The 14,539-nt window shown below is 66.0% G+C and carries 10 protein-coding genes and 1 pseudogene; 4 read left to right on the forward strand and 7 right to left on the reverse strand.

Going from position 1 to position 14,539, the window contains the following annotated elements; all coding sequences use genetic code 11:
- Window positions 1-184 precede the first annotated feature (184 nt).
- Window positions 185-982, forward strand: coding sequence for an outer membrane protein assembly factor BamD (locus tag HNP48_RS06630; protein WP_184856092.1), 798 nt, complete (start codon window positions 185-187; stop codon window positions 980-982).
- A 19-nt stretch (window positions 983-1,001) separates the two neighbouring features.
- On the opposite strand, the gene HNP48_RS06635 is transcribed toward HNP48_RS06630, so the two are convergent.
- The gene (locus HNP48_RS06635; protein ID WP_184856093.1) at window positions 1,002-3,038 is read right to left on the reverse strand and encodes an ATP-dependent DNA helicase; all 2,037 of its coding nucleotides are present in this window, start codon (window positions 3,036-3,038) and stop codon (window positions 1,002-1,004) included.
- 190 nt (window positions 3,039-3,228) lie between these two features.
- On the opposite strand from HNP48_RS06635, the gene HNP48_RS06640 reads away from it, so the two are divergent.
- Entirely contained in the window at window positions 3,229-4,089 is an 861-nt protein-coding gene (locus HNP48_RS06640) for a PP2C family serine/threonine-protein phosphatase (RefSeq protein ID WP_184856095.1), read from the forward strand.
- Between the two features lie 69 nt (window positions 4,090-4,158).
- Here the strand turns inward: HNP48_RS06640 and HNP48_RS06645 are convergent, their stop codons facing one another.
- The 5 genes from HNP48_RS06645 to HNP48_RS06665 all read right to left on the reverse strand — a co-directional run bounded on the left by HNP48_RS06645 (window position 4,159) and on the right by HNP48_RS06665 (window position 11,785).
- A complete protein-coding gene (locus tag HNP48_RS06645; RefSeq protein ID WP_184856096.1) occupies window positions 4,159-4,875 on the reverse strand; it encodes a hypothetical protein in 717 nt (238 codons plus the stop codon).
- The gene (gene zapE / locus HNP48_RS06650) at window positions 4,872-5,969 is read right to left on the reverse strand and encodes a cell division protein ZapE (RefSeq protein WP_184856097.1); all 1,098 of its coding nucleotides are present in this window, start codon (window positions 5,967-5,969) and stop codon (window positions 4,872-4,874) included. The genes HNP48_RS06645 and zapE overlap by 4 nt, the downstream gene beginning before the upstream one ends.
- A gap of 91 nt (window positions 5,970-6,060) precedes the next feature.
- Entirely contained in the window at window positions 6,061-7,488 is a 1,428-nt protein-coding gene (gene lpdA, locus HNP48_RS06655; RefSeq protein WP_184856099.1) for a dihydrolipoyl dehydrogenase, read from the reverse strand.
- A gap of 94 nt (window positions 7,489-7,582) precedes the next feature.
- Window positions 7,583-8,854, reverse strand: a complete 1,272-nt coding sequence (gene odhB / locus HNP48_RS06660) for a 2-oxoglutarate dehydrogenase complex dihydrolipoyllysine-residue succinyltransferase (RefSeq protein ID WP_184856101.1) — start codon at window positions 8,852-8,854, stop codon at window positions 7,583-7,585.
- A 51-nt stretch (window positions 8,855-8,905) separates the two neighbouring features.
- Window positions 8,906-11,785, reverse strand: a complete 2,880-nt coding sequence (locus HNP48_RS06665) for a 2-oxoglutarate dehydrogenase E1 component (RefSeq protein WP_184856103.1) — start codon at window positions 11,783-11,785, stop codon at window positions 8,906-8,908.
- Between the two features lie 247 nt (window positions 11,786-12,032).
- Between HNP48_RS06665 and HNP48_RS06670 the strand changes: the two genes are divergently transcribed.
- Together HNP48_RS06670 and HNP48_RS06675 are read left to right on the forward strand one after the other, a co-directional pair.
- Entirely contained in the window at window positions 12,033-13,100 is a 1,068-nt protein-coding gene (locus tag HNP48_RS06670; protein WP_184856104.1) for an AI-2E family transporter, read from the forward strand.
- Between the two features lie 48 nt (window positions 13,101-13,148).
- Window positions 13,149-14,069: a putative molybdenum carrier protein gene (locus HNP48_RS06675; RefSeq protein WP_184856105.1), complete on the forward strand. Its 921-nt coding sequence runs from the start codon at window positions 13,149-13,151 to the stop codon at window positions 14,067-14,069.
- Window positions 14,070-14,088: 19 nt separating this feature from the next.
- On the opposite strand, the pseudogene HNP48_RS06680 reads toward HNP48_RS06675, so the two are convergent.
- Window positions 14,089-14,499 (reverse strand): annotated as a pseudogene (locus HNP48_RS06680) (pentapeptide repeat-containing protein); the annotation flags it as partial.
- Between the last annotated feature and the right edge of the window lie 40 nt (window positions 14,500-14,539).

Here is a 14,539-nt window from a genome sequence, read left to right on the forward strand (position 1 = left end):
CTCCATTGTAGAAAGCCCGGTGCATCCCGTAACCGAAACGTTTGCGACAGGGAGATTCCAGGCCCGAATGCCACCGGTACAATGCCCCGTTGGGTGACCCACCGGGAATGGGCGCGGCAGGGTTGCCGCGCGCTGCAGGTTCCCGGGAACATTCCGTTTCTTTTTTGCCTGAAAGCTGCTTGCGATGCTTCGTGCCCCACTGCCGTTTATCTCCGCCCTGCTGGCTGCAGGCGTTCTCGCCGGGTGCTCGACCACCACGGAAGACAAGACCGCCAACTGGAGCCCGAACCGCATCTACTCCGAAGCCAAGGACGAAATGAACTCCGGCGGCTACGACAAGGCCGTGCCGCTGTTCGAGAAGCTCGAGGGCCGTGCCGCCGGCACGCCGCTGGCCCAGCAGGCCCAGCTGGACAAGGCCTACGCCCACTACAAGGCGGGTGAAAAGGCCCAGGCCGTGGCCACGCTGGACCGCTTCATGAAGCTGCACCCTGCCAGCCCGGCCCTGGACTATGCGCTGTACCTCAAGGGCCTGGTCAACTTCAACGACAACCTGGGCATGTTCTCCTGGCTGTCGCGCCAGGACCTGTCCGAGCGCGACCAGAAGGCCGCCAAGGACTCCTTCGAATCGTTCAGCGAGCTGAGCACGCGCTTCCCCGACTCGCGCTACGCGCAGGACGCACGCCAGCGCATGACCTACATCGTGAACTCGCTGGCACAGTACGAAGTGCACGTGGCACGCTACTACTACCAGCGTGGTGCCTACGTGGCCGCCATCAGCCGCGCCCAGGTGGCCGTGGCCGATTACCAGGGTGTGCCGGCGGTCGAAGAGGCGCTCTACATCCTCATGCAGTCCTACGACGCCCTGGGCATGGCCCAGCTGCGCGACGACACCCGCCGCGTGATGGATGCCTCGTACCCGCAAAGCGAATACACGCGCACCGGCTTCAAGGGCAAGTCGGATCCATGGTGGAAGTTCTGGTAAGCAGCATCTGACGACCCGCTCAGCCCGGGTCTGAACGGGCCGCCAGCAGATCGTCCAGCGCGGCATCGAAATCTTCCGGCGTCTCCAGGCGCCGCATGGGCGGCAGGGCCCGCAGCAGCCGCTTGCCATAGCCCATGGTGGCCAGGCGCGTGTCGCCGACCACCAGCACCCCCCGGTCCGACTCGCGCCGTATCAGGCGGCCGGCCCCCTGCTTGAGCGCCACCGCGGCCTCGGGCACCGAATACTGCTGGAACGAACTGCCCCCCGCTTCCTCGATGCGCTGGCTGCGCGCCTCGACCAGCGGATCACCCGGCGGCGGGAACGGCAGCTTGTCGATGATGACCAGCTGCAGCGCATCCCCCGGCACGTCGAACCCCTCCCAGAACGTGGCCGATGCCACGAGAATGCAACCCGCCCCACCGTGCGTGCTGCCTTCGCGAAAGCGCTCCATGAGGCGGCGCTTGGGCCACTCGCCCTGCACCAGTACCGCGAGGTCCTGGCCGCCACCGAAGCGCTGGTGCAGCAGGTCTCCGATGGTGTTCAGGGCCCTGAGCGTGGTGGTGAGCACCAGGGTGCGCCCGCCGATGCGCGCTGCAGCGTCGCCGGCCAGGCGCGCGATGGCGGCGCTGTGGGCCGGGTCCGCCGGTTTGGGCAGGTGGCGCGGCACGTACAGCGCGGCCTGCGTGGCGTAGTCGAAAGGGCTGTCCACGCGCAGGATCTCGGCGCCCTCCAGGCCGCAGCGCTCCACGAACCAGGTCAGGCCCTCGTCGGCGCCCAGGGTGGCCGAGGTGAAGATCCAGGCACGGCCGCGTTCACCCTCGGGGTCGGGCCACTCGTCATCGCGCGTGCTCTGTGCGGGCTGGGTCAACAGGCGGGTGCGCATGGCGTGCGCGATGTCCAGCGGTGACTCCACCAGGCGCACCTGGGTGCTGCCGCCCAGATCGATCCAGCGCACCGCCTCCTGGCTGCAATCGCCCGCGAAGCGGCCCAGGCGGGCCAGCAGCTCGGTGCTGCGCTCGTAGAGCCGTTCCAGATCGGGTGCGGTCTCGCTCAGCTGGTCGAGCGTCTCCTGCGCCTGGGCGCAGGCGGTGCCCAGCCGGCGCAGCGCGGCGTCCCAGGCGTCGGCCTGTGCGCCCTCGGGGGCGGCCCCGCTCCAGCCGTGCTTGCCCTGGGCGCTGCCGCCAGCCGCATGCAGTTCGGCCACAGCCTGCTCCACCCTGCCGGCCAGGGCCACCCAGTCGGCCAGGCCGCGGGCATGGTGCAGGCCGGCGGCGAGCAGGTCGCGCGCAAAGTCGAGCAACTGGCCCGAGGACAGCTGCAGGCCCAGGAACTGCACGCCGGTCTCGCTGATCTGGTGGGCTTCGTCGAAGACCACCACGCGCACCGTGGGCAGCAACTCGGCCACGCCCGACTCGCGCACCGCCATGTCAGCAAAGAAGAGGTGGTGGTTGATCACCACGATATCGGCCGCCAGCGCCTCGCGCCGGGCGATGTTGACATGGCATTCGCGCGCGCGCGGGCAGCTCGCGCCCAGGCAGTTTTCGCGCGTGGAGGTCACCAGGGGGATCACCGGCGAGCGCTCGTCCAGGCCCGTGAGTTCTGCCAGGTCGCCGCTTCGCGTGCTGTGCGACCAGGCCTCCACCTTGGCCAGCACGCGTGCGACATTACGATCTGTTACCGCGCCGTCCTGGCGGGCCTGCACCATGCGGTGCAGGCACAGGTAGCTGGCCCGGCCCTTGAGCAAGGCGGCGCGCACCGGTACGCCCAGCACCCCGGCCAGGAGCGGCAGGTCGCGCGCGAACAGCTGGTCCTGCAAGGCCTTGGTGGCCGTGGAGAGCAGCACGCGTTCGCCGCTGAGCAGGGCCGGGACCAGGTAGGAGAAGGTCTTGCCCACGCCGGTGCCCGCCTCGACCACGAGCAGGCCGCCCTCCTCCATGGTGCGGGCCACGGCGGCGGCCATGCGGGTCTGGCCTTCGCGCGGGCGGAACTGCGCATCCGCGCGCGCCAGCAGGCCGCCGGGTGCGAACACCTCCTGCACCATCTCGGGCAGCGGCATCAGGCGGGCTCCCCGGGGTGTAGCAAGCGCTCCATGCGCGGCACAAGGGTGTGCCGATGAAGCGAAGGGTGGATGGATTTCAAGGGAGGCGCGTGGCAGTCATGGCAAAAATGCCACAGGCGGGCGGATAATACGCGCATCAGACCCCTCGAACGACAGCCTGGCCCATTGACGCACCACAATCACCAGCATGAGCACCAAAGCGTTTCGCCTTATCGCCTCCACCGGCATCCACAAGGGTGACCGCGAGTACCAGCAAGACCAGGTCGCCCTGATTGCGCACAGCCGGCACAATGGCTGCGTGCTGGGCGTCGTGGCCGATGGCATGGGGGGGCGCAGCGGTGGCCGCAAGGCATCCGACCAGGTCATGATGACGGCGCGCCAGCTCTTCGAGCGCTACTCCCCCGAGACCGATGACGCGGCCGCCATGCTCAAGAGCATGGTGGAAGAAGCGCACATCGTCATCCGCCTCACGGCCATCGCAGCCGAGCAGGAGCCGCACAGTACCGTCGCGGCCTTCCTCATCAATCCGCGCGGCGACTGCCACTGGGTGCATGCCGGTGACTCGCGCATCTACCACTTCCAGGGCGCGCGCCTGACGCACCGCACCAGCGACCACTCCTATGTGCAGGCCCTGGTGGACCGCGGCGAGCTGACCGAGGCCGAGGCCAACAACCACCCCCATTCCAACATTCTGGTGGGCTGCCTGGGCACCGAAAGCGACCCACCCATCACAACGCACTTGATTTCCCAGCTGCACCCGGGCGATACGCTCATGGCCTGCAGCGATGGCGTGTGGCACTACTTCTCGCCCACCGAGCTGGCCTCGGTGGTCGAATCGCTCTCGCCGCGCGAGGCGACCGAGTTCCTGATCGAGAAGGCGCGCACGCGGGCCCGCGGGGGCGGCGACAACCTGTCGCTGGTCATCGTGAAGATCGAGGCCCTGGTCGAAGAGAAGAAGCCCATGCAGGGCCTGGGCATGGGCGCACGCCCTGCGCCGGCCGTTGGCGCCCCCGCTGCAGCAGCGGGCACGAGCACCAGCAAGGCCTGACGGCGTGCGACGAGGCGCTTGCCGCCTCGCGCCCGCCATGCGGCGCGAGGCCACCAAAGATCACCCCCCTTAACGGGCCGCGTCCGGGGCTGGCACTGGCAGCGGTGCCGCCGGCTTGCGGCCCGCGGCCGCTGCGGCGGCCTGGTCGCGGGCCACGCGGGCGCGGCGCGCCTCAGCGGCCTTCAGTTCCTCGGCATGGCGTTCGCGCGCGCGATCGGCGCGCTGGGCGGTCTCGGCAGCACGCTGGGCCTGTTCGGCTTCGCGCTGCTGGATGTCCTGGGCGCGCGGGGTTGGCACCACCGGGGTCTTGGGGGTGCGCGGTGGGCGTGGGGCCTGCACATGCGGCTGGCCGCGCACGCCGATACCGACCTCTGCGGCCTCCCCCAGCGGGCCGGGTTGGGCACTCTGCTTTTCCGCAATGCTGCGGCGGCGATCGGCGGCCTTTTCCTTGCGCTCGGCATCGTTGATCTGCATTTCGCGCTTGCGCAGACCCGCCTCGGCTTCGCGCGCACGGTTGCGCGAGGTGCGCAGGCAGTCCTCCACGGCAAAGAGCTTGTAGCACTCCTTGTCGGCGGCCAGCTGGCGCTCGGCAACGGCCTTGCGCTCTGCCTCGATGTGGGCCCGCTCGGCCTTGCGCTGGGCATGGGCCGCCTTGCGCTCGGGCGTGGCATCGGGGGCTGCATCATCCTGCGCCAGTGCAGGCGCCAGCAGGCCCGCCTGCACGGCCAGGCACAGCGCGGAAATGAAGAGGAAACGCCGCATCGTCGTCTTGCTTGTCGTCGTCATGTCAACCCTGTATCCACCACACGGCGCTCGAGCGCCAGGAATTCCTTGGACTGCATTTCGTTCAGGCGCGACACGGTGCGCGGGAACTCGTGTGCCAGGGGGCCTTCCGTGTACAACGCCTCGGGCGGCACGGCCGCCGACATGATGAGCTTGACGCGCCGGTCGTACAGCACATCCACCAGCCAGGTGAAGCGCCGCGCGGGCGAAGCCATGGCCACCGGCAGGTAGGGCACATCGGACAGCAGCACGGTGTGGAACTGCGTGGCGATCTCCAGGTAGTCGTTCTGCGAACGCGGTCCACCGCACAGTTCACGGAAGTCGAACCATACCACCCCGCCGGCCTTGCGCTTGGCGCGGATCTCGCGCGCCTCGATGTGCAGCACCGGGTCTTCGTCGTGCACTTCGGCCAGCTGATTGAAGGCCTCGTTCATCTCGGCGTCGGCCTCGGGGCCCAGGGGCGTGTGGTAGAGCTTGACCTGCTCCATGGTGCGGCGCCGGTAGTCGGTGCCATTGTCCACATTGACCACTTCCAGGCGCTGGTTGAGCAGTGCGATCGCGGGCAGGATGCGGTCGCGGTGCAGGCCGCCCGGGTAGAGCTCGTCGGGCATGAAGTTGGAGGTGGTGACGAAGCCCACGCCGTTCTCGAACAGCGAGACCAGCAGGCGGTGCAGGATCATCGCATCGGTGATGTCGGCGACGTGGAACTCGTCGAAGCAAATGAGCTTGTAGCGCTTGGAGATGCGCTCGCCCAGCACATCGAGTGGGTTCTGCGTGCCCTGCAGCCCCGCCAGCTCACGGTGCACCTCGCGCATGAACTCATGGAAGTGCAGCCGCACCTTGCGCTTCAAGGGCACGGCATTGAAGAAGCATTCCATGAGAAAGCTCTTGCCCCGCCCTACCCCGCCGTACATGTAGACGCCGCGCGGGATCTCGGGGTGGTTGATGAGCTTCTTGAAGGCGTTGGAGCGCCGCTCCTTGTAGGTCGCCCATTCATCGGCGCAGCGCTGCAGCGCATCCACGGCGCGCAATTGCGCGGGGTCGCTCTTGAAACCCTTGGCTTCGAGTTCGGCCAGATAGGCCTGTTTGACGGTCACGGTGCGCTCGCCTGTGCTAGATGGGGACAAGGAACAAGGCGCCGCCGCCCTTCACAGGGCGACGGCGCCATCATTCTCCGGTGAACGGAGATCAGAAGTTCAGCGTGCGCTTGTCCACGGCCAGGGCCGCTTCCTTGGTGGCTTCGCTCAGGCTGGGGTGGGCGTGGCAGATGCGCGCGATGTCTTCGCTGCTGGCCTTGAACTCCATGGCGACCACGGCCTCGGCGATCAGCTCGCTGGCCTGCGGGCCCACGATGTGCACGCCCAGGATCTCGTCGGTGTCGGCATCGGCCAGCATCTTGACCATGCCGGTGGTGTCGCCCAGTGCGCGTGCACGGCCGTTGGCCAGGAATGGGAAGCTGCCGGCCTTGTACTTGACGCCGTCGGCCTTGAGCTGCTGCTCGGTGCGGCCCACCCAGGCGATTTCGGGGCTGGTGTAGATGACCCAGGGGATGGTGTTGAAGTTCACGTGGCCATGTTGGCCGGCAATGCGCTCGGCCACGGCAACGCCTTCTTCCTCGGCCTTGTGCGCCAGCATCGGGCCGCGCACCACGTCACCCACGGCCCACACGCCAGGCAGGTTGGTCTTGCAGTCGCCGTCGACCACGATGGCGCCACGCTCGTCGAGCTGCAGGCCCACGGCTTCGGTGTTCAGGCCGATGGTGTTGGGCACGCGGCCGATGGAGACGATGAGCTTGTCCACGTCCAGCGACTGGGCTTCGCCCTTGGCATTGGTGTAGGCGATGCTCACGCCCTTCTTGCCGGTCTTGATCTCGCCGACCTTCACGCCCAGCTCGATCTTCAGGCCCTGCTTGTCGAAGGCCTTCTTGGCTTCCTTGGCGATCTGCTCGTCCACGGCGCCCAGGAAGGTCGGCAGGCCTTCGAGGATGGTGACTTCGGCACCCAGGCGGCGCCACACCGAGCCCATTTCCAGGCCGATCACGCCCGAGCCGATCAGGCCCAGCTTCTTGGGCACCGCGCCCACGCGCAGCGCGCCGTCGTTGGACAGCACGAACTCTTCATCGAACGGCGTGCCGGGCAGCGCACGGGCGTTGGAGCCGGTGGCGATGATGATCTGCTTGCCGGTGATCGACTCTTCGGCGGCGCCGGCCACCTTGATCTCGTAGCCGCCTTCGGCGGCTTTCACGAACGAGCCGCGGCCGTGGAAGAAGCTGATCTTGTTCTTCTTGAACAGGTACAGGATGCCGTCGTTGTTCTGCTTCACGACGGTGTCCTTGCGCGCCAGCATCTTGGCCACGTCGATCTTCACGTCGCTGGCGGAGATGCCGTGCTCGGCAAAGTGCTTGTTGGCGTGCTCGAAATGCTCGGACGATTGCAGCAGCGCCTTGGAGGGGATGCAGCCCACGTTGGTGCAGGTGCCGCCCGGTGCGGGGCCGCCCTTCTCGTTCTTCCACTCGTCGATGCAGGCCACGTTGAAGCCCAGCTGCGCGGCACGGATGGCAGCCACATAGCCGCCGGGGCCGCCGCCGATGACGATCACGTCGAATTGTTTGCTCATATCGGTCTCACTCACTCAATCGTTCATTGGAAAAAAGACCCACCGGCGGGCGCGGCCAGGGGCCGGCCACGCGGGTGGGTCGATTCAGTCGCTATCAGATGTCAAAGAGCAGGCGCGATGGGTCTTCCAGCGCTTCCTTCATGGCCACCAGGCCCAGCACGGCTTCGCGGCCGTCGATGATGCGGTGGTCGTAGGACATGGCCAGGTAGTTCATCGGACGGATCACGATCTGGCCGTTCTCCACCACGGCGCGGTCCTTGGTGGCGTGCACGCCCAGGATGGCCGACTGTGGCGGGTTGATGATGGGCGTGGACAGCATGGAGCCGAAGGTGCCGCCGTTGCTGATGGAGAAGGTGCCACCGGTCATCTCTTCGATGCCCAGCTTGCCTTCGGCCGCCTTCTTGCCGAATTCGGCGATCTTCTTCTCGATGTCGGCGAAGCTCATCTGGTCAGCGTTGCGCAGGATGGGCACCACCAGACCACGGGGCGAGCCCACGGCGATACCGATGTCGAAGTAACCGTGGTAGACGATGTCATTGCCATCGACCGAGGCGTTCAGCACGGGGTACTTCTTCAGGGCGTGCACGGCGGCCTTGACGAAGAAGGACATGAAGCCCAGCTTGGTACCGTGTTCCTTGGTGAAGCTGTCCTGGAACTTCTTGCGCAGGTCCATCACCGGGGCCATGTTCACTTCGTTGAACGTGGTCAGGATGGCATTGGTCGATTGCGACTGCAGCAGGCGCTCGGCCACGCGGGCGCGCAGGCGGCTCATGGGCACGCGCTGCTCGGGACGGCCGCTCAGGTCTTCCTTGGCAGCCGGGGCAGCCACCTGGGGCAGCGCCTTGGTCGGCACGCCCGTGGGGATGCTGCTCGGAGCGGCCACGGCCGCCTTGGCGCCACCGGCCACGGCCGACAGCACGTCGCCCTTGGTCACGCGGCCATCCTTGCCCGTGCCGGCCACGGCCGAGACGGACAGGTTGTTGTCGGCCAGCAGCTTGGCTGCGGCAGGCATGGCGACATCGCCCTTGGAACCACCAGCGGCGGCGGCAGGCGCAGCTGCTGCAGCGGCGGGTGCCGGTGCGGCCGCGGCAGGAGCGGCTGCAGGGGCAGCAGCACCGGCCTTGCCTTCGGTGTCGATCTTGGCGATGAGCTGGTCGGCCACCACGGTGGCGCCGTCGCCCTGGATGATTTCAGCGAGCACGCCAGCCGAGGGGGCGGGCACTTCGAGCACGACCTTGTCGGTTTCGATCTCGATCAGGATCTCGTCCACTGCGACCGCTTCACCGGCCTTTTTCTTCCAGGTGAGCATGGTGGCTTCGGCCACGGACTCGGACAGCTGGGGGACTTTGACTTCTACGATAGCCATTTTGAATTCTTTCAGTAGGGTTCTGTTCTGTGTACGTTCGGGTAGCTGGCCTTACTTGGTCAGGACAAAACCCTTGAGCTTGGCGAAAGCGGCATCCACCAGGGCCTTTTGCTGTTCCTGGTGCAGGTGGGCATAGCCCACGGCTGGCGACGCGGAAGCGGCACGGCCGGCATAACCCAGCTTCTGGCCATCGAGCATGTTCTCGTGGATGTTGTGCTGGATGAAGAACCAGGCGCCCTGGTTCTGTGGCTCGTCCTGGCACCACACGATGTCCGTGGCGTTGGGGAAGCGCTTGAGTTCGGCTGCGAAGGCCTTGTGCGGGAAGGGGTAGAGCTGCTCGACGCGGATGATGGCCACGTCGTCGTCCTCGCGCTCGGTGCGCTTCTTGACCAGGTCGTAGTACACCTTGCCCGAGCAGGCGATCACGCGCTTGACCTTGGCGGCCTTCTTCACGATGGCTTCGTCCTGCTCCGGGATCACCGTCTGGAAGCTGCCCTTGGTGAACTCGGACAGCGGCGAGGTGGCGTCCTTGTTGCGCAGCAGCGACTTGGGCGTCATGATGATCAGCGGCTTGCGCAGATCGCGCACCATCTGGCGGCGCAAGATGTGGAAGATCTGGCTGGCCGTGGTGGGCTGCACCACCTGCATGTTGGTGTCGGCAGCCAGTTGCATGAAGCGCTCCAGGCGGGCCGAGCTGTGCTCGGGGCCCTGGCCTTCGTAGCCGTGCGGCAGCATCAGCGTGATGCCGTTGACACGGCCCCACTTGACTTCGCCCGAGGCGATGAACTGGTCGATCACGACCTGCGCGCCGTTGGCGAAGTCGCCGAACTGGGCTTCCCAGATCACCAGGGTGTTGGGGTCGTTCGAGGCGTAGCCGTACTCGAAGCCCAGCACGGCCTCTTCGGACAGGATGGAGTCGATCACAACGAACGGAGCCTGGTTCTCGCTCACGTTCTGCAGCGGCACGTAGGTGCCGATGTCCCACTTCTCGCGCTTCTGGTCGTGGATCACGGCGTGGCGGTGCGTGAACGTGCCACGGCCGCAGTCCTCGCCCGACAGGCGCACGGGGAAGCCGCTGGCCACCAGCGAGGCAAACGCCATGTGCTCGCCCATGCCCCAGTCCACGGGGATGTCGCCACGGCCCATGGCGGCGCGGTCGTCGTACACCTTCTTGACCAGCTGGTGCGGCGTCACGCTTTCTGGGATGGTGGTGATCTTCTCGGCCAGGCGCTTCCACTCGGCCAGCGGGATCGCCGTGTCGCCGGCATCGGTCCACTTCTTGCCCAGGAACGGGCTCCAGTCCACGGCGTACTTGCTCTTGAAGTTGGTCAGCACCGGATCGACCGTGTGCTTGCCCGCGTCCATGGCGGCGCGGTAGGCCTTGACCATGTCATCGCCCAGGGTCTCGCCCAGGCCTTGCGTGGCCAGCTTGTCGGCATACAGCTTGCGCGTGCCGGGGTGCTGGCCGATCTTCTTGTACATCAGCGGCTGGGTCAGGGCCGGCGTGTCCTGCTCGTTGTGGCCCAGCTTGCGGAAGCAGATGATGTCCACGACCACGTCCTTCTGGAATTCCATGCGGAACTCGAGGGCGAGCTGGGTGGCCAGCACCACGGCTTCAGGGTCGTCGCCGTTGACGTGCAGCACGGGCGACTCGACCATCTTCACGATGTCGGTGCAATACAGCGTGGAGCGTGCGTCGCGCGGATCGGAGGTGGTGAAACCGATCTGGTTGTTGATGATGATGTGCACCGTGCCGCCCGTGGAGTAGCCACGGGTCTGGGCCAGCGCCAGGGTTTCCTGGTTCACGCCCTGGCCGGCAAAGGCCGCGTCGCCGTGCACCAGCACGGGCAGCACCTGCTTGCCCAGGGGGTCGGCGCGGCGGTCCATGCGCGCGCGCACCGAGCCTTCGACCACGGGGTTCACGATTTCCAGGTGCGATGGGTTGAACGCCAGCGACAGGTGGACCGGGCCGCCAGGGGTGGTCACGTCGGAGCTGAAACCCTGGTGGTACTTCACGTCGCCCGATGGCAGGTCTTCGGGGGCGGTGTGGTCGAACTCGGCGAACAGGTCCGCAGGCATCTTGCCCAGGGAGTTCACCAGCACGTTCAGGCGGCCACGGTGGGCCATGCCGATCACGATCTCCTGCACGCCCTTGGCGCCGGCGGACTGGATCAGCTCGTCCATGGCGGCGATGAAGCTCTCACCCCCTTCGAGGGAGAAACGCTTCTGGCCGACGTACTTGGTGTGCAGGAAGCGCTCCAAGCCTTCGGCGGCCGTCAGGCGGTCCAGGATCTGGCGCTTCTTGTCGCCACCGAAATTGGGCTTGCTGCGGATGGTTTCCAGCTTTTCCTGCCACCAGCGCTTCTGGTTCTGGTCGGTGGCGTACATGTACTCGGCACCGATGGAGCCGCAGTAGGTTTCGCGCAGCGCGTTGATCAGCTCGCGCAGCGGCATGGATTCCTTGCCGAAGAACGTGTTGCTGGTGTTGAACACGGTTTCCTGGTCGGCGTCGCTGAAGCCGTAGAACGAGGCTTCGAGTTCAGGGATCGCGGGGCGCTCGGTGCGCTTCAAAGGATCGAGGTCGGCCCAGCGCTGGCCCACATTGCGGTAGGCGGCGATCAGCTGCTGGACGGCGGTGCGCTTGCGGCCCAGCTCGGAGTCTGCACCCGTGGCCACGACGACCTTGGTGCCGCCCTGCTTGGCGCGCTCGGCGAAGGCATTGATGACGGGGAGGTGGGGAACGTCCTTGGCATTGGAGCCGTCGACGGCAGGCACATGCTGCAGTGCGTCGAAGTACTCGCGCCAGGTGTCAGGCACGCTGCCGGGGTTGGCGAGGTAGTTCTCGTACATCTCTTCGACATAGGGCGCGTTGCCGCCGAAGAGGTAGGTGTTGCCTTGGTAGGCTTGGTAGACAGATGGCGTATCGCTCATATTCCGCTGACCTCCGCTTTCCTTGGGAAAGCATTAGCTGGTTGGTAAACCTTCCGCGACACGGCTGAACCGATTGGCGGATGCGACTGTGGCTGGGGAAGGGCCTTGGTACGGGCAGCATTGTGCCACTGATCTGCATCAAGGCCAAAAAGCGGCGGCATATGTATCGGTGCTCCATGGAAATGGAGGCCGCTGTTGCGGCTCGCGTACATTGCGGGTACACGGCGTTTTGCTGCAACGGGTTTCAATGAGCTCCAACACACTCCAAGACAAGACTTTCCTGCTGCTACTGGTGCTGGTCACCGTGGCCTTCGGTGCCATCCTCTGGGAATTCCACGGCGCTGTCTTCTGGGGCATGGTGCTCGCCATCCTGTTCGCCCCCCTGCACCGCAAGGTGCTGCGCCGCGTGCGCCCCCGGGTCAACCTCGCAGCCCTGATCACGCTGGGGCTGTGCCTGGTGGTCGTGATCCTGCCGCTGGTCTTCCTCACCCTTTCGCTGGTCCAGGAGGCCACGGCGATCTATGAACGCACCCGCACGGGGCAGCTCAATTTCGGCCTGTACTTCCAGCAGGTGATCGCCGCCCTGCCCCAGTGGGCCGTGAACCTGCTCGACCGGTTCGACCTGACCTCGATCGCCCAGATCCAGGCCAAGCTCTCGTCCGTGGCCGTGCAGGCCAGCCAGTTCGTGGCCACACAGGCCGTCAACATCGGCCAGAACACGCTCGAATTCCTCGTGGGCTTCGGCATCATGCTGTACCTGCTGTTCTTCCTGCTGCGCGATGGCGCCGTACTGGCGGCCCGCATCGGCCGCGCCATCCCCCTGGAAGAAGGCCACAAGCGCCAGCTGGTGAGCAAGTTCACCACCGTGATCCGCGCCACCGTCAAGGGCAACATCGTGGTCGCCGCCTCCCAGGGCGCCCTGGGCGGGCTGATCTTCTGGATCCTGGGCATCCAGGGCCCCGTGCTCTGGGGCGTGCTCATGGCCTTCCTGTCGCTGCTGCCCGCCGTGGGCGCGGGCCTGATCTGGCTGCCCGTGGCCATCTACTTCCTGGCCACCGGCGCCCTCTGGCAGGGGGTGGTGCTGATCGCGTACGGGATCTTCGTGATCGGCCTGGTCGACAACATCCTGCGCCCCATCCTGGTCGGCAAGGATACGAAAATGCCCGACTACGTGGTGTTGATCTCCACCCTGGGCGGCCTAGGCCTGTTCGGCCTGACCGGCTTCGTGATCGGCCCGGTGATCGCGGCGCTGTTCATGGCGACCTGGGATTTGTTCTCGCCGGAGCCGGACCAGATCCATCGCGACCCGAGCTGACCAGCCACTTGGAATTGGCAAGGTCACTTGCAAGCCGCTCGGCAGAAAATGCCTTCACTCGCCATAATCGATACCCGCCCCGTACTCACCGTGCTGCCAGAGTACGCCTTGGGGGCTTTTCTCTGGATAAACAGGGATCCCGCAAGCGGGGGCGGGATCGGCCCAAACCTTTGTGATGCCACCTTCTGGGACGACTCCTTCCTGATGTCGGAGGGGTTGTGGCGGAAGTTTGCGGATTGGGCGATGGATTTCGTCCGCATGGAGTTCTACCAGCCAGATGTGGATGACCGCCACTGGGACTGGATGGCCTTTCATGCCCGCGGGCTGCAACTCTCGCACTGGCTGAAGGAGGAGGTAGGCGAACAGTACGCCGTGGTGTATCTCAAACCGTTCGACGACCCCAACCACCGGCTGGAGGAGCGCCGCGAAGTCCCCACCAATGGAGCACTCGTTGAACTTGCGTCTTTTCGACCGATACAGGCCACATCGACAAGACTGTGCAAAACCATCCAGTCCGGTGGGCAGACCGGGGTTGATCGCTCCGCCCTGGACTTTGCGATTGCCCATGGTTACACCCACACCGGATGGGCGCCCAGCGGAAGATGTGCGGAAGACGGGAACATCCCCTTCAAGTACCAGCTCAAGGAGCTCTCTGAAGGTGGCTACCGGCAGCGCAATCGGCTGAACGTGCACGACAGCGATGCCACCCTGATTCTGAACATGGGAGAACTTACCGGAGGCACGCTAGCGACACGTGGTTTTGCTCAAAAGATGGGCAAACCCCACCTTGTTCTTCAACTGGACGAGAACGCCTTGCAGACCACCTTAGACAGACTCCAAACATGGCTGCGACAAGGGCCTGTACAGACGCTGAATGTGGCTGGTCCCCGGGAGAGCAAATGCCCGGGAATCTACAGCCTTGCTCGCCAGCTACTGGATTCGGCGCACGCGCAATTGAGCAGGGATTGAACAAGCCGGCAGAGGCGATCTACATCACCCGCACCCCCAGCTCGCTCGCCAGTGCCGCAGCTTGGTCCTGCGAGATTACCGCCCCCTTGAAGAACTGCGCTAGGTGGGCGATGCGCAGCCCGGACAGATCGACCTCGCGCAGGTCGGCGCCGTCGAAGCGCGCGTTCTTGAGGTTCGCATCGCGCAGGCTGCCACCCTCGAACACGGCATCGCGGAAATCGCAGCCGCCCAGGTCGGCATCGGACAGGTCCAACTGCCCGATGGTCTGTTTTCGGAACGACATGCCGCGCAGGTCGGCGCCCACCAGCAGCGAGTCGTGGAACGCCAGTCCCAGGGTGTGCGCTTCGCGGAAGCTCGCCCCGGTGAGCTTGACCTCGGCGAACACCGCGGAGCCAAGCTTGCTGCGCACCCAGCTGGTGTTGTTCAGATCGGGGTGATCTCAATTCACGCTCAGATTTTTACGCCACCCA

The sequence above is a fragment of the Acidovorax soli genome (genome assembly GCF_014207955.1).
In the GTDB taxonomy this organism is placed as follows: Bacteria; Pseudomonadota; Gammaproteobacteria; order Burkholderiales; family Burkholderiaceae_C; genus Acidovorax; species Acidovorax soli_A.